This window comes from Klebsiella sp. 64, assembly GCF_018223915.1.
In the GTDB taxonomy this organism is placed as follows: Bacteria; Pseudomonadota; Gammaproteobacteria; order Enterobacterales; family Enterobacteriaceae; genus Klebsiella; species Klebsiella pneumoniae.
Genome location: NZ_JAGRQZ010000003.1, coordinates 104,939 through 126,036 on the forward strand (window position 1 = coordinate 104,939; position 21,098 = coordinate 126,036).

Consider the following 21,098-nt stretch of genomic DNA (forward strand, 5'->3'; position numbering starts at 1 on the left):
AAAGCGGCTCCCGGAGCCGCTTATGCTTTTTTCCTGAAAGAAAAAGTTACTTTTTCTTCGCTTTGGCGTTTGGCAGGTCGGTGATGCTGCCTTCGAACACTTCCGCCGCCAGGCCAACGGACTCGTGCAGAGTCGGGTGAGCGTGGATGGTCAGGGCGATGTCTTCAGCGTCACAGCCCATCTCGATAGCCAGGCCGATCTCACCCAGCAGCTCGCCGCCGTTGGTGCCGACAATCGCGCCGCCGATAACACGGTGGGTCTCTTTGTCGAAGATCAGTTTGGTCATACCGTCTGCGCAGTCAGAAGCGATAGCACGGCCGGAAGCAGCCCACGGGAAGGTGGCGGTTTCGTAGCTGATGCCTTTCTCTTTCGCTTCTTTCTCGGTCAGACCGACCCATGCCACTTCTGGTTCAGTGTAGGCGATGGATGGGATCACTTTCGGATCGAAGTAGTGTTTCAGACCGGAGATAACTTCTGCGGCAACGTGGCCTTCATGGACACCTTTGTGCGCCAGCATCGGCTGGCCGACGATATCGCCGATAGCAAAGATGTGCGGCACGTTGGTGCGCATTTGTTTGTCAACGCGGATGAAGCCGCGATCGTCAACTTCCACGCCAGCTTTACCTGCATCGAGGTTTTTACCGTTCGGGACGCGGCCGATAGCGACCAGCACTGCGTCGTAACGCTGCGCTTCCGCCGGTGCTTTTTTACCTTCCATGGAAACGTAAATACCGTCTTCTTTCGCTTCAACGGCAGTCACTTTGGTTTCCAGCATCAGGTTAAATTTCTTGCTGATGCGTTTGGTGAAGACTTTCACCACGTCTTTGTCGGCAGCCGGGATAACCTGGTCGAACATTTCTACCACGTCAATCTCTGAACCCAGCGCATGGTATACGGTACCCATTTCCAGACCGATGATACCGCCGCCCATCACCAGCATGCGTTTCGGTACAGATTTCAGTTCCAGCGCGTCGGTGGAGTCCCATACGCGCGGATCTTCATGCGGGATAAACGGCAGCTGAATCGGACGGGAACCCGCCGCGATGATGGCGTTGTCGAAGTTGATCACGGTTTTGCCGTTTTCGCCTTCCACTTCCAGGGTGTTAGCGCCGGTAAATTTACCCAGACCGTTAACCACCTTCACTTTACGACCTTTGGCCATGCCAGCCAGACCACCGGTCAGCTGAGTGATGACTTTTTCTTTCCAGGTGCGGATCTTGTCAATGTCAGTTTTCGGTTCGCCGAAAACGATGCCGTGTTCGGCCAGCGCTTTCGCTTCTTCGATAACTTTTGCCACGTGCAGCAGCGCTTTAGAAGGGATACAACCCACGTTCAGACAAACACCACCGAGGGTGCTGTAACGTTCTACGATGACGGTTTCCAGACCTAAATCAGCGCAACGGAAGGCTGCAGAGTAACCTGCGGGGCCTGCCCCAAGTACCACGACCTGAGTTTTGATTTCAGTACTCATCATGACCTCTGTAATTTATATCCGGCGGGTCTGACGCTATTATTCTTACGCCCAAGTCCACCGGGACGTTCTATCCGCGTGTATTTTACAAAATTGTTAACAATTTTTAAACAACAAACGGCAAACGATTTTGTCCTTTGTTGCTGATAATCCCCAACAGCCTGAGGTTATCAGAAAAAAGCCGGCCGTCAGGCCGGCTTTTTCGATTACATCACCAGGCGGCGAATGTCGCTCAGGGTGTTGTTAATGATGGTAATGAAGCGGGCACCATCAGCACCGTCGATGACGCGGTGGTCGAAGGACAGAGAGATCGGCAGCATCAGGCGCGGCACAAACTCTTTACCATTCCATACCGGCTCCATCGCGGACTTAGACACGCCGAGGATGGCCACTTCCGGCGCGTTAACAATCGGCGCGAAGTGGGTGGTACCCAGGCCGCCGATGCTGGAGATGGTGAAGCAACCGCCCTGCATTTCGCCAGCCGTCAGTTTGCCATCGCGCGCTTTCTTCGAGATGGTGGTCAATTCACGAGACAGCTCGGTGATGCTCTTCTTGTTCACGTCTTTGAAGACCGGAACCACCAGACCGTTCGGGGTATCCACCGCCACACCGATGTTGATGTATTTCTTCAACGTCAGGCGCTGACCATCTTCGGAGAGCGAGCTGTTGAAGCGCGGCATCTGCTCAAGCGCAGCGGCAACCGCTTTCATGATGAAGACCACTGGAGTGAATTTCACGTCCAGTTTACGCTTCTCAGCTTCGGCATTCTGCTGCTTGCGGAACGCTTCCAGATCGGTGATATCGGTTTTGTCGAAGTGGGTAACGTGTGGGATCATCACCCAGTTACGGCTCAGGTTGGCGCCAGAGATTTTCTGGATACGACCCAGCTCCACTTCTTCGACTTCGCCAAACTTGCTGAAGTCAACCTTCGGCCACGGCAGCATGCCCGGGATACCGCCGCCAGCGGCAGCCGCCGGTGCGGATTCAGCGCGTTTAACCGCGTCTTTCACGTAAGCCTGAACGTCTTCGCGCAGGATACGACCTTTACGGCCGGTGCCTTTCACTTTCGCCAGGTTAACACCGAACTCGCGCGCCAGGCGGCGAATCAGCGGGGTCGCGTGAACGTAGGCATCGTTTTCAGCGAATTCGCTTTTACCTTCTGTTTTCGCAGCCGGCGCAGCGGCAGGCTTAGCGGCCTGAGCCGGGGCAGCAGCTGGTGCCGGTGCAGCAGCCTGAGCCGGAGCGGCGGCAGGCGCAGCGCCTTCCACTTCGAAGACCATGATCAGGGAACCGGTTTTGACTTTATCGCCGGTGCTGATTTTGATCTCTTTAACGGTACCCGCGAACGGCGCCGGAACTTCCATAGAGGCTTTGTCGCCCTCTACGGTGATCAGGGACTGTTCCGCCGCGACTTTATCGCCGACTTTAACCATCACTTCGGTGACTTCAACTTCGTCGCCGCCGATGTCCGGGACGTTAACATCTTTCACGCCTGCTGCGGCAGCCGGAGCCGCAGCAGCCGGCGCGGCAGCCTGTGCCGGAGCGGCTGCTGGCGCAGCGCCCGCCACTTCGAAGATCATAATCAGGGAGCCGGTGGAAACTTTATCGCCGGTATTGATTTTGATCTCTTTGACGGTACCGGCGAACGGCGCCGGAACTTCCATAGAGGCTTTATCGCCTTCTACGGTGATCAGGGATTGCTCAGCGGCGATGGTGTCGCCCACTTTAACCATGATCTCAGTGACTTCGACTTCATCGCCGCCGATATCCGGGACGTGAACTTCTTTCGCTGCCGCGGCAGCCGCTGGAGCAGCGGCGGCCGGAGCGGCTTCTTTCTTCTCTTCCTGCGCAGGTGCAGCGGCGGCTGCACCTTCGGCGGAATCGAAAATCATAATCAGTTTGCCAGTCTCGGTTTTGTCGCCGACGGAGACTTTAATCTCTTTCACGACGCCAGCCTGCGGAGACGGGACTTCCATAGAGGCTTTGTCGCCTTCTACGGTGATCAGCGACTGTTCAGCTTCTACTTTGTCGCCAACTTTGACCAGGATCTCGGTGATTTCAACTTCATCAGCCCCGATGTCCGGTACTTTGATTTCGATAGCCATTATTCTTTTACCTCTTACGCCAGACGCGGGTTAACTTTTTCTGCATCGATGTCGAATTTCGCGATAGCGTCAGCCACCACTTTCTTATCGATTTCACCACGTTTAGCCAGTTCGCCCAGCGCTGCTACGACCACATAGGAAGCATCGACTTCGAAGTGGTGACGCAGGTTTTCACGGCTGTCGGAACGACCGAAGCCATCGGTACCCAGTACGCGGTAATCATCAGCCGGTACGTAAGTACGAACCTGCTCAGCGAACAGTTTCATATAGTCAGTGGATGCCACTGCCGGAGCGTCGTTCATTACCTGAGCGATATACGGCACGCGCGGGGTTTCCAGCGGGTGCAGCATGTTCCAGCGTTCGCAATCCTGGCCATCACGCGCCAGTTCGGTGAAGGAGGTAACGCTATACACGTCGGAACCCACGCCGTAGTCTTTCGCCAGGATCTGCGCTGCTTCACGCACGTGACGCAGGATAGAACCGGAGCCCAGCAGCTGAACTTTACCTTTGCTACCTTCGATGGTTTCGAGTTTGTAGATACCTTTACGGATACCTTCCTCGGCGCCTTCCGGCATGGCCGGCATGTGGTAGTTTTCGTTCAGCGTAGTGATGTAGTAGTAAACGTTCTCTTGCGCTTCGCCGTACATACGGACCAGACCATCATGCATGATGACAGCCACTTCATAGGCGTACGCCGGGTCGTAAGAGATACAGTTCGGGATAGTCAGCGACTGAATGTGGCTGTGACCATCTTCGTGCTGCAGACCTTCGCCGTTCAGGGTAGTACGACCGGAAGTCCCGCCAATCAGGAAGCCGCGAGCCTGCTGATCGCCAGCCGCCCAGCACAGATCGCCGATACGCTGGAAGCCGAACATCGAGTAGTAGATGTAGAACGGGATCATCGGCAGGTTGTTGGTGCTGTAAGAGGTCGCAGCAGCCAGCCAGGATGCGCCTGCGCCCAGCTCGTTGATCCCTTCCTGCAGAATCTGGCCTTTCTCGTCTTCTTTGTAGTAAGCAACCTGCTCACGGTCCTGCGGGGTATACTGCTGGCCGTTCGGGCTGTAAATACCGATCTGACGGAACAGACCTTCCATACCGAAGGTACGCGCTTCGTCGGCGATGATCGGCACCAGACGATCTTTGATCGACTTGTTCTTCAGCATCACGTTCAGGGCGCGAACGAAAGCGATAGTGGTAGAGATTTCTTTGTTTTGCTCTTCCAGCAGCGCGCTGAAGTCGGCCAGGGTCGGCAGCTCGAGTTTCTCAGTGAACTTCGGCTGACGAGTCGGCAGATAGCCGTTCAGCTTCTGACGCTGAGCGTGCAGGTAAGTGTGCTCTTCGGAACCTTCCGGGAAGGTTACGTACGGCAGTTTTTCGAGATCGGCATCCGCCACCGGCACATTGAAACGATCGCGGACGTAGCGAACACCGTCCATGTTCATTTTCTTAACCTGGTGCGCGATGTTCTTACCTTCAGCGGTATCGCCCATACCATAACCTTTAATGGTATGCGCCAGGATCACGGTCGGCTGACCTTTGGTCTCCTGCGCTTTCTTCAATGCAGCGTAGACTTTCTTCGGATCGTGACCACCGCGGTTCAGAGCCCAGATCTGCTCGTCAGTCCAGTCAGCGACCAGGGCAGCGGTTTCCGGATATTTGCCGAAGAAGTGCTCACGAACGTAAGCGCCGTCTTTGGATTTGAAGGTCTGGTAGTCGCCGTCAACGGTTTCGTTCATCAGCTGAATCAGCTTACCGCTGGTGTCTTTACGCAGCAGCTCATCCCAACGGCCGCCCCAGATAACCTTGATAACGTTCCAGCCAGCACCACCGAAGATGCCTTCCAGTTCGTTAATGATTTTCCCGTTACCGGTGACCGGGCCGTCCAGACGCTGCAGGTTGCAGTTGATGACGAAGACCAGGTTGTCCAGTTTTTCACGGGTGGCGATGGTGATAGCGCCTTTTGATTCCGGCTCATCCATCTCGCCGTCGCCCAGGAAGGCGTAAACGGTTTGTTCGGAGGTGTCTTTCAGACCGCGGTGTTCCAGATATTTCAGGAATTTGGCCTGATAGATAGCGCCCAACGGCCCCAGACCCATGGATACGGTCGGGAACTGCCAGAATTCCGGCATCAGTTTCGGGTGCGGATAAGAGGACAGACCCTTGCCGTGAACTTCCTGGCGGAAGTTGTCCATCTGCTCTTCGGTCAGACGGCCTTCCAGGAACGCACGTGCATATACGCCCGGAGAGATGTGACCCTGGAAGTACACCAGATCGCCGCCATCTTTCTCAGTGCGCGCACGGAAGAAGTGGTTGAAGCAGACTTCGTAGAAGGTCGCGGAAGACTGATAGGACGCCATGTGGCCGCCCAGTTCGAGATCTTTTTTCGACGCGCGCAGAACGGTCATGATGGCGTTCCAGCGAATCGCAGAACGAATGCGACGTTCCAGATCCAGATTGCCCGGGTATTCCGGCTCATCTTCAACGGCAATAGTGTTGACGTAGTTGCCGGCGGAAGCGCCTGCAGCAACCTTCACTCCGCCTTTACGGGCTTCAGAAAGGAGTTGGTCAATCAGATACTGAGCGCGCTCAACACCTTCTTCACGGATGACCGATTCGATCGCCTGTAGCCAGTCGCGAGTTTCGATCGGATCCACGTCATTGTGTAAACGTTCTGACATGGGGGTATTCCTTATCTATCTAATCGTTGATTAATCTGGAACCTGTCCCATTGAACTCTTCGTTCTTCACGCTGGAACAACCAAAAATTCAATAAGACAGGTTCTGCGTTTAGTTGCCGCGCTCTAAAAATGGCGCTTAAGAACCGGAGTTCTCGTCCTTTCGTTGCTGTAAACGACGCAGTGAGCGCTCTCGACGGCTCTGCTCACGACTACGATCCAGCAAAATTTCCTCAATGAACGCCAGGTGACGGTGCGACGCTTCACGCGCCTGCTCCGGCTCCCCGGCCATTATCGCCTCGAAAATGCGAGTGCGATGGTTGCTGACCAACGGGAGCATTTCCCGCCGGGCATACAGCAATTCAAAGTTCTGACGCACGTTTTGCGCCAACATCGGCTCCATACACCTTAGCAGATGAAGCAACACCACATTGTGTGCCGCCTCGGTGACGGCGATTTGATACTGGACGACGGCGCCGGACTCAGCGTCCAAATCGCCCGACTGCTGAGCGCGTTCAATAGCCTGATGCAGCTCACGGATACGGTCGCGATCCTCATCATTGCTGCGCAGCGCCGCGTAATAGGCCGCGATGCCTTCCAGCGCGTGACGGGTCTCAAGCAGATCGAATTGGGATTCAGGGTGATCGGACAGCAGCTCAACCAGCGGATCGCTGAAGCTCTGCCACAGGCGGCTCTGAACAAACGTTCCACCTCCCTGACGACGAAGCAACAAGCCCTTGGCTTCGAGGCGTTGAATCGCCTCACGCAGCGAGGGGCGGGAAACGTCGAACTGTTTAGCCAGTTCGCGTTCTGGCGGGAGTTTTTCACCGGGGCGCAAGGTCCCCTCAAGAATCAGAAACTCCAGCTGCTGCTCTATCACATCGGATAATTTTGGTTGGCGGATTTTGCTGTAGGCCATATTCCCTGTCTCTGCCATTAGCCCGGAGTCAATTGGTCTTACCAATTTAAAGTTCGTAGCGCTAAAGTAACAAAGTATTCACCTTCTGTCCATACAGGTTTTGATTGAAATCAGTAAACCTGGGACATTTTAACAACCTTACAGAAATAACATTTCAGAAATGTAACCTTGCACAAATGTTACGTTTACTCACAAAGAGGTAGCCTTAACTTTATAGAAACGAAAAATTACGCTTTCTGAACCGATTCAACGCTGCAATAAATGAATACAGAGTCACTTACAGTGAATAAATAATGACAAAGCAGCATGCATCAAAATACGACAGATTGTGACTATTGATGTCTTTTTAGACACATCGTCATCATCCCTTCATAAAGCAGGTGCATTCAAATGCGCTTACCACTATTCTGCCGGAGACGAAAGGCCTTTTTCGGAATTACCACACAGCCTTCCGTAAACAAAACAATACAGAAACGGAAGTTCCAAAATACACAAACACAACAATATGTGCGCGCCATCACTCGGGTAAAAAGTGGGCCACTTCGCCCAAATTTTCGCTGGCTATGCTTTCAGGCAGGGACAGCAGTGAAGCAGCAACCTGACGGATGACGTACACAAAAAATAACCACACACGAGGTTTCATATGGAAGGTCAACAGCACGGCGATCGGCTGAAGCGCGGCCTGAAAAACCGTCACATTCAGCTCATCGCGCTGGGCGGGGCTATCGGCACCGGCCTGTTTCTGGGGAGCGCGTCCGTCATTCAGTCCGCCGGCCCGGGTATCATTCTTGGTTACGCTATCGCCGGTTTTATCGCTTTCCTGATCATGCGTCAGCTGGGCGAAATGGTGGTGGAAGAGCCGGTGGCCGGCTCATTTAGCCACTTTGCTTACAAATACTGGGGCGGTTTTGCCGGCTTCGCCTCCGGCTGGAACTACTGGGTACTGTATGTCCTGGTGGCCATGGCGGAACTGACCGCCGTTGGCAAATATATCCAGTTCTGGTGGCCGGAAATCCCTACCTGGGCCTCGGCGGCGGTCTTTTTTATCGCCATCAACGCCATTAACCTGACCAATGTCAAAGTGTTCGGTGAAATGGAATTCTGGTTCGCGATTATCAAAGTGGTCGCCGTAGTGGCGATGATTTTGTTCGGCGGCTGGCTGCTGTTCAGCGGCAACGGCGGCCCGCAGGCGACGGTACGTAACCTGTGGGACCAGGGGGGCTTCCTGCCGCACGGCTTTTACGGGCTGGTGATGATGATGGCGATCATCATGTTCTCCTTTGGCGGCCTGGAGCTGGTAGGGATCACCGCCGCGGAAGCGGATAATCCGGAGCAAAGCATTCCTAAAGCCACCAATCAGGTTATTTACCGTATTCTGATCTTCTATGTTGGTTCGCTGGCGGTGCTGCTCTCCCTGCTGCCGTGGACCCGCGTCACCGCGGACACCAGTCCGTTCGTCCTGATCTTCCATGAACTTGGCGATACGCTGGTGGCAAACGCTCTGAACGTGGTGGTGCTGACGGCAGCGCTGTCGGTTTATAACAGCTGCGTGTACTGCAACAGCCGTATGCTGTTCGGCCTTGCTCAGCAGGGCAACGCGCCAAAAGCGCTGCTCAGCGTCGACAAACGCGGCGTGCCGGTGAATACCATTCTCGTCTCGGCCCTGGTCACTGCGCTGTGCGTGCTGATCAACTACCTGGCGCCTGAATCTGCTTTCGGTCTGCTGATGGCGCTGGTGGTCTCGGCCCTGGTCATCAACTGGGCGATGATCAGCCTCGCGCATATGAAATTCCGTCGCGCCAAAAAGCAGCAGGGCGTGGTCACGCGTTTCCCGGCCCTCTTCTATCCGCTGGGCAACTGGCTGTGCCTGCTGTTTATGGCGGCGGTGCTGGTGATTATGCTGATGACCCCGGGGATGGCGATTTCCGTCTGGCTGATCCCGGTATGGATTGCGGTGCTGGGCGTGGGCTACCTGTTTAAAGAGAAAGCCGCCGCCACCATAAAAGCACAATAATACATCTCATCAATACTTCACTTTGCTCTGCGCCCTCCCCTGAATAATGGGCGCAGAGCATTGTTATCTGCTTCACACTTTCCCCTCCATAGCTTATTTATCCATATCGTCAACGAGTTCCTGCAACGTATTTCTGCCAACCGCAGCCAATAATTCTCTCCATACTGCAACGGAGAGACCGCACATGGCAGAGAACACGCTTTCAATAAGAGAAAAGATTGGTTACGGGATGGGTGATGCCGGATGCAATATTATCTTTGGCGCCATCATGCTGTTTGTGAACTATTTTTACACTGATATATTCGGACTAGCGCCGGCGCTGGTCGGCGTACTTCTGCTCTCGGTGCGAGTCATCGATGCGGTAACCGACCCTATCATGGGCGCTCTTGCCGACCGCACCCGTAGTAAATATGGTCGCTTTCGTCCATGGCTGCTGTGGATCGCCTTCCCCTACGCCCTGTTCAGCGTCCTGATGTTCACCACTCCTGAGTGGACCTACAATAGCAAAGTCATCTATGCGTTTGTGACCTACTTTCTGCTGTCGATTACCTATACCGCGATTAATATTCCCTACTGCTCGCTGGGAACGGTGATGACCGCCGATCCGAAAGAGCGTGTTGCCTGCCAGTCTTATCGTTTCGTCATGGTGGGTATCGCCACGCTCCTGCTGTCATTGACGCTGCTGCCAATGGCCGACTGGTTCGGCGGCGCCGATAAAGCGAAGGGCTACCAGATGGCGATGACCGTGCTGGCCTTTATCGGTATGTGTATGTTCCTGTTCTGCTTCGCCACCGTGCGCGAACGTATCCGCCCGGCGGTGCAGACGAATGACGAACTGAAAAAAGATCTGAAAGACGTCTGGAAAAATGACCAGTGGGTGCGCATCCTGCTGCTCACGCTGTGCAACGTCTGTCCGGGCTTTATCCGCATGGCCGCCACCATGTACTACGTCACCTGGGTGATGGGACAAAGCACCCATTTTGCCACCCTGTTTATCAGCCTCGGCGTAGTTGGGATGATGATTGGCAGCATGCTGGCGAAAGTCCTGACCGACCGCTGGTGCAAACTGCAGGTTTTCTTCTGGACCAATATCGTGCTGGCCGTGTTCTCCTGCGCCTTCTATTTCTTTAATCCACACGCCACCACGCTGATTATGGTGCTCTACTTCCTGCTCAACATTCTGCATCAAATCCCTTCCCCGCTACACTGGTCGCTAATGTCCGACGTTGATGACTACGGCGAATGGAAAACCGGCAAGCGCATCACCGGTATCAGCTTCTCCGGTAATCTGTTCTTCCTCAAGGTCGGCCTGGCGGTCGCCGGGGCAATGGTCGGTTTCCTGCTGTCATGGTACGGCTACGACGCCGGCGCGAAAGCGCAAAGCGCCTCCGCGCTGAACGGTATCGTGCTGCTATTCTCAGTCATTCCCGGCGTCGGCTATCTGATCACCGCCGGCGTGGTGCGCCTGCTGAAGGTTGACCGTACCCTGATGCGCCAGATTCAGAGCGATCTGGAGAAGCGCCGCAGCAACTACAGCGAGCTGAACGAATACCAGGAACTGAAAACCAGTGAACACGTAAGGAAAGCCTGATGAACAACTGGCCAAACCCCTTTATTGAACAGCGTGCAGACCCCTTTATCCTGCGCCATCTTAGCCACTACTACTTTATTGCCTCGGTGCCGGAATACGACCGGCTGGAGATCCGGCGCGCGGTAACCCTTGAAGGATTACGCGATGCTGAGCCGGTCGTGGTTTGGCGCGCGCCGCAAAGCGGGCCGATGAGCCAGCTGATTTGGGCGCCGGAGCTGCATGAAATAGACGGTAAGTGGTATATCTATTTTGCCGCCACCCATACTCACAATCTGGATGCGCTAGGGATGTTCCAGCATCGCATGTTCGTTCTCGAGTGCGCTGACAGCGATCCGCTGACCGGCCGCTGGCAGGAAAAAGGCCAGGTGGTCACGCCTTTCGATACCTTCGCCCTCGATGCCACCACTTTTACCCATCAGGGGAAACGCTGGTATCTGTGGGCGCAAAAATCCCCGCATATCGAAGGCAACTCAAACCTGTATCTCGCCGAAATGGCTAACCCGTGGACGTTAAAAGGCGAGCCGGTCATGCTGAGCAAGCCGGAGTTCGACTGGGAGTGCCGGGGATTTAAGGTCAACGAAGGGCCTGCGGTACTGATGCATGGCGATAAGCTATTTATCAGCTATTCCGCCAGCGCCACCGATGAAAACTACTGCATGGGGTTGTTATGGATCGACCGGCAGGCCGATCCGCTGCAGCCGGCAAACTGGCATAAAGCTCCGCAGCCGGTGTTCCGCACCAGCTATGAAAACCGCCAGTATGGCCCAGGTCATAATAGTTTTACCCAAACGCCGGAAGGGGAAGATGTGCTGGTGTATCACGCGCGGAATTACACTGAGATAGAAGGCGACCCGCTGTATGATCCCAATCGCCATACGCGGTTAAAGCTGGTCAGCTGGCGGGAAGACGGGATGCCCGACTTCGGTATTCCACCGGCGGATACGCTGTAGCGGTTCGGAATGTTACCCGCTGGCGCGGGTTCTCCAGGCCGGGTCAGGCGAAGCCGCCGCCCGGCAACATGACCAGCACGGCGTCTGATATATCGCCCGGCGGCGCTGTTGCTTGCCGGGCCTACGTGACGTGAGCCTGCGGGTGACTCGCCAGGCCGGATAAGCGCAGCGCCATCAGGCAACAAAAGCCCCGCAGGTACGTACATCGTGGCAGGCAGCGCGCGGGCTCAGGCCGTTAAACCAGGGTACCGTAAATCGTCAGCAGCGCCATAATCACCACTACCACCAGCGAAGTCTTCTTAGCCATCGATACCGCAGCCTTCGGCGTCGCTACTTTATCCACGTGCGGCTCACGGGCCAGGGAATACTGCGCCAGGCGGGTCAACACCTGATACTGCGACGAATGGCGGTCGCCCAGCGAAGCAAACCACGCCGGGAGCGCTTTTTCACCATGGCCCACCAGGGCATAGACCACCCCCACCAGACGCACCGGCAGCCAGTCCACAATATGCAGGATACCATCGATCCCGGACTGCAACCGGTGGTGCGGCGTCTGGTAGCGCGCCAGCCATGTCTGCCAGGCGCGCAGTACGCTGTAGGCGATAAGCGTCAGCGGGCCCCAGGCGCCCCCCACGACAAACCAGAAAAGCGGCGCCAGATAGTATCGATAGTTAATCCACAGCAGCGCATTTTGCAGTTCGCTAAGGTACTCACGCTCATCACAGCCCGGCGGCACGCCGTGAATAAGCGTCAGCTCGCTGGCCATGGCATCGCAGGCGCGACTGTCATTGCGCGACGCCGCTTTCAGATAGGCATGGTAGTGCAGCCGAACTTTGCCGGCGCCAATGCATAGCAGGCCCAGTAAAATCCAGAACACCAGCAGCGGTATGTTAAACAGCTGCCCCTGCAGCAGACGCTGAATGATATACACGACCGCGACAGCCACCAGCGTCATCAGCAGCGTGCCCGGTAACGAGAAATGTTTTATCCGGCGAAACGCCACCTCCAGCCGATGATCAAGCTGCCAGTGTTCGCCCAGCTTAAACAGCCGTTCGGCGATAAGCACCAACAGCGTCGTAAACAGCGTCATGAGGTCTCCTTTTCTGACGGGGCGCTGAGCAGCGCACGGTATTTTATCCAGTCAAAGGCCGGTCCTGGATCGGTTTTCCGCACGGGCGCGATATCGCTGTGGCCCGCAATGTTTTCGGCGATAGCCGGATAAAGCGCGATCAGCAGATCCGTCACCGCCGCCAGCTGCCGGTACTGCGCGTCGGTATACGCCAGAGTATCGGTGCCTTCCAGCTCTATGCCGATGGAAAAGTCATTGCAGCGTTCGCGTCCCTGATAACAGGAGACGCCCGCATGCCACGCCCGCTTATCGAAAGGCACATACTGCACGATTTCGCCATCACGGCGAATCAGACAATGCGCCGAAACGCGCAGATGAGCAATCTCGGCAAAGAAAGGATGCGCGTGCGGATCCAGGGTACCAGTGAACAGCGCATCAATCCACGGACCACCAAATTCCCCCGGTGGCAGGCTAATGTTATGCACCACCAGTAAGGAAGGGGTCTCTTCATCCGGACGGCAGTCATGGTGCGGCGAGGGAACCCGACGCGCGCCGACCAACCACCCCTCGTTCAACTGCATGCGGGATCTCCTTTCGCGAACTCATGCTTCCGGGCCACACGCCGGCCCAAAGGATGAAGTGTGTATGGTACTGAAACGTCGTTCAGGTTAGCATGTTTCCCACTTCTGAATCTTATCTATCTGGAGCTTTATCATGTCGCCTCGTCGTTACAACCCCGACCGCCGCCGTGACGTGCTGCTGGAACGTATTAATCTCGATATTACCGATGCTGTCGCACACTCCCTGCGGGAAGATCTGGGCGGCGAAGTCGACGCCAACAACGATATTAGCGCGCAATTATTGCCGCAGGATGCACGCTCCCATGCGGTGGTCATTACTCGTGAAGATGGCGTCTTCTGTGGCAAACGCTGGGTGGAAGAGGTCTTTATTCAGCTCGCCGGTGACGATGTGAATATCACCTGGCACGTGGCCGACGGCGATGCGGTCAAAGCCGACCAGCCGCTGTTCGAATTGGAAGGCCCGTCGCGTATTCTGCTCACCGGCGAACGCACGGCGCTGAACTTTGTGCAAACCCTCTCCGGCGTCGCCAGCGTCGTCCGTCGCTATGTCGACCTGCTCGCCGGCACCAAAACCCAACTGCTGGATACGCGCAAAACGCTGCCAGGGCTGCGTACCGCGCTGAAATACGCGGTACTCTGCGGCGGCGGCGCCAACCATCGACTGGGCCTGTTCGACGCGTTCCTGATTAAAGAAAACCACATTATCGCCTCCGGATCGATCCGTCAGGCAGTGGAAAAGGCGTTCTGGCTGCATCCTGATGTGCCGGTAGAAGTGGAAGTGGAAACCCTGGATGAACTGGAGCAGGCGTTAAAAGCCGGGGCCGATATCATTATGCTCGATAACTTCACCACCGATCTGATGCGCGAGGCGGTGAAAATTACCGCAGGCCAGGCGGCGCTGGAGGTCTCCGGCAACGTTACCTTTGACACCATCCGCGAATTCGCCGATACCGGCGTCGACTATATTTCCGTCGGCGCCCTGACCAAACATGTGCAGGCGCTCGACCTGTCGATGCGCTTCCGCTGAGCAACAGGCCTTCACGCTTCCGGGCGTGAAGGCCTGAATTTGCGGCCCGCCTCGCACTCGCCCGTGCTCACCATGAAATCCAGATAAAAACCCTGGAACCCGCTTTCCCGGATCGTTTTCGCCCCCTCGCCTGCGCCCCTCAATCCCTTCACAGTGCTCCTGTCACAACAAGGAGCGACTTATGGATAAACAACGAGGTTTTACCCTGATTGAACTGATGGTGGTTATCGGAATCATCGCCATTCTTAGCGCCATCGGCATCCCGGCCTACCAGAACTACCTGCGTAAAGCCGCCCTCACCGACCTGCTGCAGACCTTTGTCCCTTACCGGACAGCCATCGAACTTTGCGCGCTCGATCATGGCGGCCTAACGCCATGCGACGGCGGCAGCAACGGCATTCCCTCGCCGACAACCACGCGCTACCTTTCCGCCATGAGCGTGGCCAAAGGGGTCGTCACCCTCACCGGTCAGGAGAGTCTGAACGGACTGGGGGTCACCCTGACGCCGACCTGGGACAATGCCGAGGGCGTCACCGGCTGGCAGCGCGTCTGCACCATCACCGGCAATAGCGCGCTTCAGCAGGCCTGCGAAGACGTTTTCCGGGTGAAGTGAGGGCGAATGCATGAAAACAGAACAGCTGATCCCCCTCTGCCGTCGCTACCACGCCATGCTGCTGCATAGCGATGAACAGACAATCTCTATTGCGGTGGTTAATACCCCGCCGGCGGAGTTAATGGAGGCGCTACGCTTCGCGACGCAAAAGCGGATCGACATTGAATGCTGGAGCCAGGAGCAGATGGATAAGCGTCTGCAGGCCCAGGAAAAGCAGGCGCAACTGGCGCAGAACGACGGGCCGGAAAATATCGCCGAACGGGTCAACCAGATCCTCGAACAGGCCCTGCGTCAGCGGGCGTCTGATATTCATATCGAGCCCACGGAAACGCACTTACGCATCCGCCTGCGGGTCGATGGCGTCCTTCACGCCCTACCGTTGCTGGCTCCCGAACTGGCCGCACCGGTTATCGCGCGACTCAAGGTCCTGGCCAGTCTCGATATCGCCGAGCACCGTTTACCGCAGGATGGCCAGTTCGCGCTGAATCTTGCGGGACGACCGCTCTCTTTTCGCATCGCCACTCTGCCCTGCCGCTATGGCGAAAAGATTGTCCTGCGCCTTCTCCATCAGGTTGACCAGGCGCTGGATCTGGAAGCACTCGGACTCTCATCCTCCCAGCTGGCGGCCTTTCGCCAGGCGCTGAACCAGCCGCAGGGTCTGCTGCTGGTCACCGGCCCAACCGGAAGCGGGAAAACGGTGTCCCTCTACAGCGCCCTGCAGGCCAGAAACCGTGAGCAAGTGAATATCTGTAGCGTGGAGGATCCACTGGAGATCCCCATCGCAGGGATGAACCAGACGCAAATCAATCCCCGCGCCGGACTCACTTTTCACAGTGTGCTGCGCGCCCTGTTACGCCAGGATCCGGATATTGTCATGGTGGGCGAGATCCGCGATGCCGAGACCGCTGAAATCGCGCTCAAAGCCGCCCAGACCGGTCATCTGGTGCTCTCCACCCTGCACACCAATTCCACCAGCGAAACCCTGACCCGCCTGCAGCAAATGGGCATCGCCCGCTGGATGATTTCCTCTGCGCTCTCGCTGGTCATCGCCCAGCGTCTGGTCCGCAAGCTGTGTCCCCACTGTCGGCGTAATGCCGGCAGCGCCGCCGACCTGCCGCACAGCCTGTGGCCCCGCCCGCTGCCACGCTGGCAGGCAGCGGGCTGCGAACATTGTTACCACGGATATTACGGCCGGCTGGCGCTGTTCGAAGTGCTGCCTGTTACCCCCGGGCTACGCCAGGGGATAGTCCAGGGACTTAACGCCATTGAGATTGAATCTCTGGCGCGAGCCGCAGGGATGATGACGCTTTTTGAAAGCGGCTGTCAGGCTATCGAACAGGGATTGACCAGCCTCGAAGAGGTGGTGCGGGTGCTGGGGATCCCCCATGGCGACTAAGCGTCTCTGGCGCTGGCGCGGTATTGATGTGCAGGGCGCCCCCTGTCAGGGGATGCTATGGCAAACCAAGCATCTGGAGGTCCTGCAGCACCTTCAACAGCAGCGAGTCATACCGCTGGCCGTACGCCGCTGTGCGGTGAAGCAGAGCCTCTGGCACCCGCGCTACAGTTGCGAAACGATCCGCCAGCTGGCGTCCCTGCTGCAGGCCGGCCTGCCGCTGGCGGAAGGGTTATCGCTGCTGGCGCAGCAGCAGTCGCATGCCCAGTGGCAGGCGCTGCTTGAGACGCTGGGCCGCGAGCTGGCCCAGGGCGTGGCGTTCTCTGCCGCGCTGGCGCAGTGGCCCCAGGCTTTTCCGCCACTATATCTGGCGATGATTAGCACCGGCGAACTGACGGGCAAGCTCGATATCTGCTGCCTGCAGTTGGCGAATCAGCAGCAGGAGCAGCAGCGGCTCGCCAGCAAAGTTAAAAAAGCGCTGCGCTACCCGCTGATCGTGCTCTCTCTGGCGCTGTTGGTGGTGCTGGGGATGCTCTATTTTGTCCTGCCCGAGTTCACCGCCATCTACCAGACGTTCAGTACGCCGTTACCGCTGTTGACGCGGATGGTCGTTGCGGCAGGCGACATGCTAAGTCGCGGCTGGCCGCTGCTGCTGGCCTTGCTGCTGAGCCCGCTGCTGCTCAACCAGCTGATCCGGCGGCGCAGCGACTGGTTGCTGCGCCGCCAGCGGTTGCTTAACGCGCTTCCTCTCATTGGCTCCCTGATCGGCGGACAACAGCTGAGCCTGATCTTCACCATCCTGGCGTTAACCCAAAGCGCCGGTATTAGCTTTCTGCAGGGGCTGCAAAGCGTTGAAGAGTCCCTGTCGTGCCCGCTATGGCGCCAGCGTCTGGCGCAGGCCCGCGCGCTGATCGTTCAGGGGGAGCCGATTTGGCAGGCGTTAAGCCGCTGCGGCGGTTTTACACCGCTGTGCCTGCAGCTCATCCGCACGGGGGAAAGCGCGGGAGCGCTGGATCAGATGCTGGAAAACCTGGCGCATCACCATCGCCAGCAAACCTATCAGCGAGCCGATAGTCTGGCTGCGCATCTTGAACCCATGATGCTGGTGATAACCGGCTCGCTGGTCGGGATTCTGGTGGTGGCAATGTATTTGCCCGTTTTTCACCTGGGCGATGCCATTGGCGGGGCGGGAGGATGAGAAACACTGGCGCCGCGCAGGCGCCAGTGCAGCCGATTACAGGCTATTGAATACCCGGTTCTCTTGTTCCTGAACGCGGATAAAGGTCGTACGCTTGGTCAGCTCTTTCAGACGCGAGGCGCCAACGTAGGTGCAGGCAGAACGCAGGCCGCCGAGAATATCACGTGCGGTATTCTCAACTGGTCCACGCAAAGGCAGCTTAACGGTTTTGCCTTCCGCCGCGCGGTATTTCGCGACACCGCCCACATGGCGGGTCATCGCCGACTCGGAGCTCATGCCGTAGAACAGCATGAATTTCTCTCCGTTTTCTTCAACGATGGTTCCGCCGCTCTCTTCATGGCCCGCCAGCATGCCGCCAAGCATCACGAAATCAGCGCCGCCGCCGAAGGCTTTCGCCACATCGCCCGGCATGGTGCAACCGCCGTCGCTGATGATCTGGCCGCCAAGGCCGTGCGCCGCATCGGCACACTCAATCACGGCGGAGAGCTGCGGATAGCCGACCCCGGTCTTAACGCGGGTGGTGCAGACGGATCCCGGGCCGATGCCAACTTTGACGATATCGGCGCCGGAGAGGATCAGCTCTTCGCACATTTCACCGGTGACCACGTTCCCGGCGATGATAGTTTTTTGCGGCCAGGCTTCGCGCGCCTTCGCCACGAACTGTACAAAGTGCTCAGAGTAGCCGTTGGCGACGTCGATACACACAAAATTCAGCTGTGGGTTCTGAGAGAGGATCTGCTGGGTTTTTTCGAAATCCGCATCGGACGTGCCGGTGGAAACCATCACATGCTTGAGTACGTCTGCGGATGCGCCCTGGGTAAACGCCAACCATTCTTCAGCGGTGTAGTGCTTATGTACCGCGGTCAGAATACCAAAAGTGGCCAGCGCTTTAGCCATGCTGAAGGTGCCGACGGTATCCATGTTAGCCGCAATAATCGGCACGCCGGACCAGGTCAGGCCTGAATGTTTAAAGGTGAATTCACGTTCCAGCTCAACATCAGAACGGCTTTTGAGGGTAGAGCGTTTCGGGCGGATAAGAACGTCTTTGAAACCAAGCTTCAGATCTTCTTCAATACGCATGTGCGAATTCCTGGGGTTAATGGCATGAATGTGAGAGCACAACTCCAGTGACGTTATCATACGCGCGAATCAGGCCCGCGCAAGACTGCGATTTTCACTTTTTTTACGCTACAATCGTATAAATTTACCTGGTGAATGGAGAAAAAGGCGCCTATGCCTTCCCCTGCCGGAGTATTGTTTTTAACCATTTGATTTGCTTGATTAAAACAAACAGTATAGCGGACGGCGATCCCGGTTGGCGCGGGGCCCTCACGACATGCTCACTGTCGCCTCCCCGGCGCGCTGCCAGTCATCGCTGTCTGCCTGCAAAAAATACGAGCAATCCGTTTCAGGGTCAGAAGATATGGGGTACACAGTCGCGTTAACAGGCGGGATCGGCAGCGGTAAAAGTACGGTCGCCGACGCCTTCGCGCAGCTTGGGGTTAAGGTTATCGATGCCGATGTTATCGCCCGTCAGGTGGTCGAGCCCGGTACCCCGGCGCTCCAGGCCATTGTCGGCCACTTTGGACCACAGATGATTGCCCCCGACGGCACGCTGAACCGCCGCCTGCTGCGGGAAAAAATTTTTGCTCACGTGGAGGAAAAAGCCTGGCTCAATGCGCTGTTGCACCCGCTGATTCAGCAGGAAACGCGCCGCCAGATGCAGGCCGCCACCTCCCCTTATCTCCTCTGGGTCGTACCTTTGCTGGTCGAAAACCGCCTGTCCGGCCAGGCCGATCGCGTACTGGTCGTCGATGTGCCGAAAGAGACGCAAATCGAACGCACCATGCTGCGCGATAAGGTCAGCCGCGAACATGCTGAACATATTCTTGCCGCCCAGGCCACGCGCCAGCAGCGCCTGGCCGTCGCGGACGATGTTATTGAAAACACTGGCACGCCGGATGCAGTGGCATCGGATGTTGCCCGCCTGCACGAAAAGTATTTAACGCTGGCATCGCAGGCCGCCTCACAGGAAAACTCGTAATGCATACCCCCGTTCTGTTTGAACATCCTCTTAATGAGAAAATGCGCACCTGGCTGCGCATCGAATTTCTGATCCAGCAGATGGCTTTCCGTCCGCAGATTGCCAGCCATGCCGATGCGCTCCATTTTTTCCGTAACGCCGGCGATCTGCTGGATGTCCTGGAGCGCGGCGAGGTGCGCACTGACCTGGTTAAAGAGCTGGAACGCCAGCAGCGTAAGCTCCAGTCATGGGCAGAAGTGCCGGGCGTCGATCAGGAGCGCATTAACGAGCTGCGCCACCAGTTGAAGCAGTCCTCCAGCACCCTGATGGCCGCGCCGCGCATTGGTCAGTTTCTGCGTGAAGATCGCCTGATTGCGCTGGTGCGTCAGCGCCTGAGTATTCCTGGCGGCTGCTGCAGCTTCGATTTACCGACCCTGCATATCTGGCTCCATATGCCACAGGCGCATCGCGATGAGCAGGTGGCCAGCTGGCTTGCCAGCCTCGATCCGCTGGTCCAGTCCCTGAGCCTGATCCTCGATCTTATCCGCAACTCCGCGCTGTTCCGCAAACAGACCAGCCTCAACGGCTTTTATCAGGATAATGGCGAAGATGCCGATCTGCTGCGCCTGCGTCTCGATCTGGCTCACCAGCTTTATCCGCAAATTTCCGGCCATAAGAGCCGTTTCGCCATCCGTTTCCTGGCGCTGGACAGTGAATATGGGATCGTGCCGGAGCGCTTTGATTTTGAACTGGCCTGCTGTTAAGGAGATAACATGTCAGAAGAGACTATCGTCAACTGCCCGACCTGCGGCAAAACTGTGGTGTGGGGCGAGCAGAGTCCGTTTCGTCCGTTCTGTAGCAAGCGCTGCCAACTGATCGATCTGGGAGAATGGGCTGCGGAAGAGAAGCGCATCCCCAGCGCGGGGGATCTCTCCGATAGCGATGACTGGAGCGAGCAGCAACCCTGATTTGATGGCAAGCTAACCCGGCGCCTGGCGGGTTAGCCTCGCGACCCGGGGCTCAGCCCTGGGCGATAAGTTTGCTGATAACCGGTTCATTCGCCGGAGGAAACGCCGCCGGATCCAACGTTGGTCCCGCCATCCACCGACCCGGCTGCCCTTCTTTACCCCACGGCTCGCCTTGCCAACTTTCCACGAGGAAAAACCACAGCGTAATATGGCGATCGGGGAACTGATACTCCAGCTTATCAAAGAGCGAAGAGGTGGTGACCGTAATCCCAACCTCCTCCTGCAGTTCGCGGATTAGCGCCTGCTCAGGCGTCTCATCAGATTCAATTTTCCCGCCCGGGAACTCCAGCTTATTCGCCATATGGGCATCGGCGGCGCGCTGGGTAATAAAGATTTCGCCTTGCGGATTGCGAATTATCCCGACGGCGATTTGCAGTTTTTTCATTGAATGCGCTCCATAAAAAAGGCGCAGAACTCTGCGCCTTTGTTTGTTTTATCAGA

18 protein-coding genes are annotated in these 21,098 nt (G+C 56.8%); 10 read left to right on the top strand and 8 right to left on the bottom strand.

All coding sequences use genetic code 11. From position 1 onward, the window contains the following. Window positions 1-46: 46 nt before the first annotated feature. The 4 genes from lpdA to pdhR all read right to left on the bottom strand — a co-directional run bounded on the left by lpdA (window position 47) and on the right by pdhR (window position 7,170). Window positions 47-1,471, bottom strand: coding sequence for a dihydrolipoyl dehydrogenase (gene lpdA / locus KHQ23_RS03675; protein ID WP_002888731.1), 1,425 nt, complete (start codon window positions 1,469-1,471; stop codon window positions 47-49). 206 nt (window positions 1,472-1,677) lie between these two features. Then, window positions 1,678-3,576, bottom strand: coding sequence for a pyruvate dehydrogenase complex dihydrolipoyllysine-residue acetyltransferase (gene aceF / locus KHQ23_RS03680; RefSeq protein WP_004191990.1), 1,899 nt, complete (start codon window positions 3,574-3,576; stop codon window positions 1,678-1,680). A gap of 14 nt (window positions 3,577-3,590) precedes the next feature. Next, window positions 3,591-6,254, bottom strand: coding sequence for a pyruvate dehydrogenase (acetyl-transferring), homodimeric type (gene aceE / locus KHQ23_RS03685; protein WP_002888700.1), 2,664 nt, complete (start codon window positions 6,252-6,254; stop codon window positions 3,591-3,593). Window positions 6,255-6,390: 136 nt separating this feature from the next. Next, window positions 6,391-7,170, bottom strand: a complete 780-nt coding sequence (gene pdhR / locus KHQ23_RS03690) for a pyruvate dehydrogenase complex transcriptional repressor PdhR (RefSeq protein ID WP_002888699.1) — start codon at window positions 7,168-7,170, stop codon at window positions 6,391-6,393. 643 nt (window positions 7,171-7,813) lie between these two features. On the opposite strand from pdhR, the gene aroP reads away from it, so the two are divergent. From aroP to KHQ23_RS03705, 3 genes are all read left to right on the top strand, one after another. Then, entirely contained in the window at window positions 7,814-9,184 is a 1,371-nt protein-coding gene (gene aroP, locus KHQ23_RS03695; protein WP_004147090.1) for an aromatic amino acid transporter AroP, read from the top strand. Window positions 9,185-9,368: 184 nt separating this feature from the next. Beyond that, window positions 9,369-10,775 (top strand): glycoside-pentoside-hexuronide (GPH):cation symporter, encoded by a 1,407-nt coding sequence (locus tag KHQ23_RS03700; RefSeq protein ID WP_004145929.1) that lies wholly within the window; start codon window positions 9,369-9,371, stop codon window positions 10,773-10,775. Continuing rightward, complete coding sequence (locus KHQ23_RS03705) at window positions 10,775-11,725, top strand: family 43 glycosylhydrolase (protein WP_004183017.1); 951 nt, start codon at window positions 10,775-10,777, stop codon at window positions 11,723-11,725. The genes KHQ23_RS03700 and KHQ23_RS03705 overlap by 1 nt, the downstream gene beginning before the upstream one ends. A 235-nt stretch (window positions 11,726-11,960) precedes the next feature. Here the strand turns inward: KHQ23_RS03705 and ampE are convergent, their stop codons facing one another. Both ampE and ampD read right to left on the bottom strand, forming a co-directional pair. Further along, window positions 11,961-12,815 carry a beta-lactamase regulator AmpE gene (ampE, locus tag KHQ23_RS03710; protein ID WP_004177406.1) on the bottom strand — a complete coding sequence of 285 codons (855 nt, stop codon included), beginning with the start codon at window positions 12,813-12,815 and terminating at the stop codon, window positions 11,961-11,963. Beyond that, entirely contained in the window at window positions 12,812-13,375 is a 564-nt protein-coding gene (gene ampD / locus KHQ23_RS03715; RefSeq protein WP_002888692.1) for a 1,6-anhydro-N-acetylmuramyl-L-alanine amidase AmpD, read from the bottom strand. The genes ampE and ampD overlap by 4 nt, the downstream gene beginning before the upstream one ends. A 133-nt stretch (window positions 13,376-13,508) precedes the next feature. Here ampD and nadC point away from each other — a divergent pair, with 133 nt between their 5' ends. The 4 genes from nadC to hofC all read left to right on the top strand — a co-directional run bounded on the left by nadC (window position 13,509) and on the right by hofC (window position 17,606). Further along, window positions 13,509-14,402, top strand: a complete 894-nt coding sequence (gene nadC / locus KHQ23_RS03720) for a carboxylating nicotinate-nucleotide diphosphorylase (protein WP_002888684.1) — start codon at window positions 13,509-13,511, stop codon at window positions 14,400-14,402. A gap of 181 nt (window positions 14,403-14,583) precedes the next feature. Beyond that, window positions 14,584-15,015 carry a prepilin peptidase-dependent pilin gene (gene ppdD, locus KHQ23_RS03725; protein ID WP_002888683.1) on the top strand — a complete coding sequence of 144 codons (432 nt, stop codon included), beginning with the start codon at window positions 14,584-14,586 and terminating at the stop codon, window positions 15,013-15,015. A gap of 10 nt (window positions 15,016-15,025) precedes the next feature. Further along, entirely contained in the window at window positions 15,026-16,411 is a 1,386-nt protein-coding gene (gspE, locus tag KHQ23_RS03730) for a type II secretion system protein GspE (protein WP_032435582.1), read from the top strand. After that, on the top strand, window positions 16,401-17,606 hold the full coding sequence (gene hofC, locus KHQ23_RS03735) for a protein transport protein HofC (protein ID WP_032435580.1): 1,206 nt from the start codon (window positions 16,401-16,403) through the stop codon (window positions 17,604-17,606). Before gspE ends, hofC begins: the two co-directional genes overlap by 11 nt. Window positions 17,607-17,642: 36 nt before the next feature. Here the strand turns inward: hofC and KHQ23_RS03740 are convergent, their stop codons facing one another. Beyond that, window positions 17,643-18,686 carry a GMP reductase gene (locus KHQ23_RS03740; RefSeq protein ID WP_004145938.1) on the bottom strand — a complete coding sequence of 348 codons (1,044 nt, stop codon included), beginning with the start codon at window positions 18,684-18,686 and terminating at the stop codon, window positions 17,643-17,645. 343 nt (window positions 18,687-19,029) lie between these two features. On the opposite strand from KHQ23_RS03740, the gene coaE reads away from it, so the two are divergent. The 3 genes from coaE to yacG are packed head-to-tail and all read left to right on the top strand — an operon-like array spanning window position 19,030 to window position 20,597. Next, window positions 19,030-19,650 (top strand): dephospho-CoA kinase, encoded by a 621-nt coding sequence (coaE, locus tag KHQ23_RS03745; protein ID WP_002888649.1) that lies wholly within the window; start codon window positions 19,030-19,032, stop codon window positions 19,648-19,650. After that, a complete protein-coding gene (gene zapD / locus KHQ23_RS03750) occupies window positions 19,650-20,393 on the top strand; it encodes a cell division protein ZapD (protein WP_004178596.1) in 744 nt (247 codons plus the stop codon). The genes coaE and zapD overlap by 1 nt, the downstream gene beginning before the upstream one ends. A 9-nt stretch (window positions 20,394-20,402) precedes the next feature. Continuing rightward, complete coding sequence (gene yacG, locus KHQ23_RS03755) at window positions 20,403-20,597, top strand: DNA gyrase inhibitor YacG (RefSeq protein WP_002888644.1); 195 nt, start codon at window positions 20,403-20,405, stop codon at window positions 20,595-20,597. Window positions 20,598-20,649: 52 nt separating this feature from the next. Here yacG and mutT read toward each other — a convergent pair whose 3' ends face one another. Next, window positions 20,650-21,042, bottom strand: coding sequence for an 8-oxo-dGTP diphosphatase MutT (gene mutT, locus KHQ23_RS03760; protein WP_004145942.1), 393 nt, complete (start codon window positions 21,040-21,042; stop codon window positions 20,650-20,652). Window positions 21,043-21,098 lie beyond the last annotated feature (56 nt).

Excerpts from the sequence above, each read along its gene's own strand:
- gspE (WP_032435582.1), top strand. The coding sequence starts at position 15,026 with ATGAAAACAGAACAGCTGATCCCCCTCTGCCGTCGCTACCACGCCATG.
- KHQ23_RS03700 (WP_004145929.1), top strand. The coding sequence starts at position 9,369 with ATGGCAGAGAACACGCTTTCAATAAGAGAAAAGATTGGTTACGGGATG.
- zapD (WP_004178596.1), top strand. The coding sequence starts at position 19,650 with ATGCATACCCCCGTTCTGTTTGAACATCCTCTTAATGAGAAAATGCGC.
- nadC (WP_002888684.1), top strand. The coding sequence starts at position 13,509 with ATGTCGCCTCGTCGTTACAACCCCGACCGCCGCCGTGACGTGCTGCTG.
- pdhR (WP_002888699.1), bottom strand. The coding sequence starts at position 7,170 with ATGGCCTACAGCAAAATCCGCCAACCAAAATTATCCGATGTGATAGAG.
- KHQ23_RS03740 (WP_004145938.1), bottom strand. The coding sequence starts at position 18,686 with ATGCGTATTGAAGAAGATCTGAAGCTTGGTTTCAAAGACGTTCTTATC.
- coaE (WP_002888649.1), top strand. The coding sequence starts at position 19,030 with ATGGGGTACACAGTCGCGTTAACAGGCGGGATCGGCAGCGGTAAAAGT.
- aceF (WP_004191990.1), bottom strand. The coding sequence starts at position 3,576 with ATGGCTATCGAAATCAAAGTACCGGACATCGGGGCTGATGAAGTTGAA.
- hofC (WP_032435580.1), top strand. The coding sequence starts at position 16,401 with ATGGCGACTAAGCGTCTCTGGCGCTGGCGCGGTATTGATGTGCAGGGC.
- ampE (WP_004177406.1), bottom strand. The coding sequence starts at position 12,815 with ATGACGCTGTTTACGACGCTGTTGGTGCTTATCGCCGAACGGCTGTTT.
- ppdD (WP_002888683.1), top strand. The coding sequence starts at position 14,584 with ATGGATAAACAACGAGGTTTTACCCTGATTGAACTGATGGTGGTTATC.
- lpdA (WP_002888731.1), bottom strand. The coding sequence starts at position 1,471 with ATGAGTACTGAAATCAAAACTCAGGTCGTGGTACTTGGGGCAGGCCCC.
- KHQ23_RS03705 (WP_004183017.1), top strand. The coding sequence starts at position 10,775 with ATGAACAACTGGCCAAACCCCTTTATTGAACAGCGTGCAGACCCCTTT.
- yacG (WP_002888644.1), top strand. The coding sequence starts at position 20,403 with ATGTCAGAAGAGACTATCGTCAACTGCCCGACCTGCGGCAAAACTGTG.
- aroP (WP_004147090.1), top strand. The coding sequence starts at position 7,814 with ATGGAAGGTCAACAGCACGGCGATCGGCTGAAGCGCGGCCTGAAAAAC.
- mutT (WP_004145942.1), bottom strand. The coding sequence starts at position 21,042 with ATGAAAAAACTGCAAATCGCCGTCGGGATAATTCGCAATCCGCAAGGC.
- ampD (WP_002888692.1), bottom strand. The coding sequence starts at position 13,375 with ATGCAGTTGAACGAGGGGTGGTTGGTCGGCGCGCGTCGGGTTCCCTCG.
- aceE (WP_002888700.1), bottom strand. The coding sequence starts at position 6,254 with ATGTCAGAACGTTTACACAATGACGTGGATCCGATCGAAACTCGCGAC.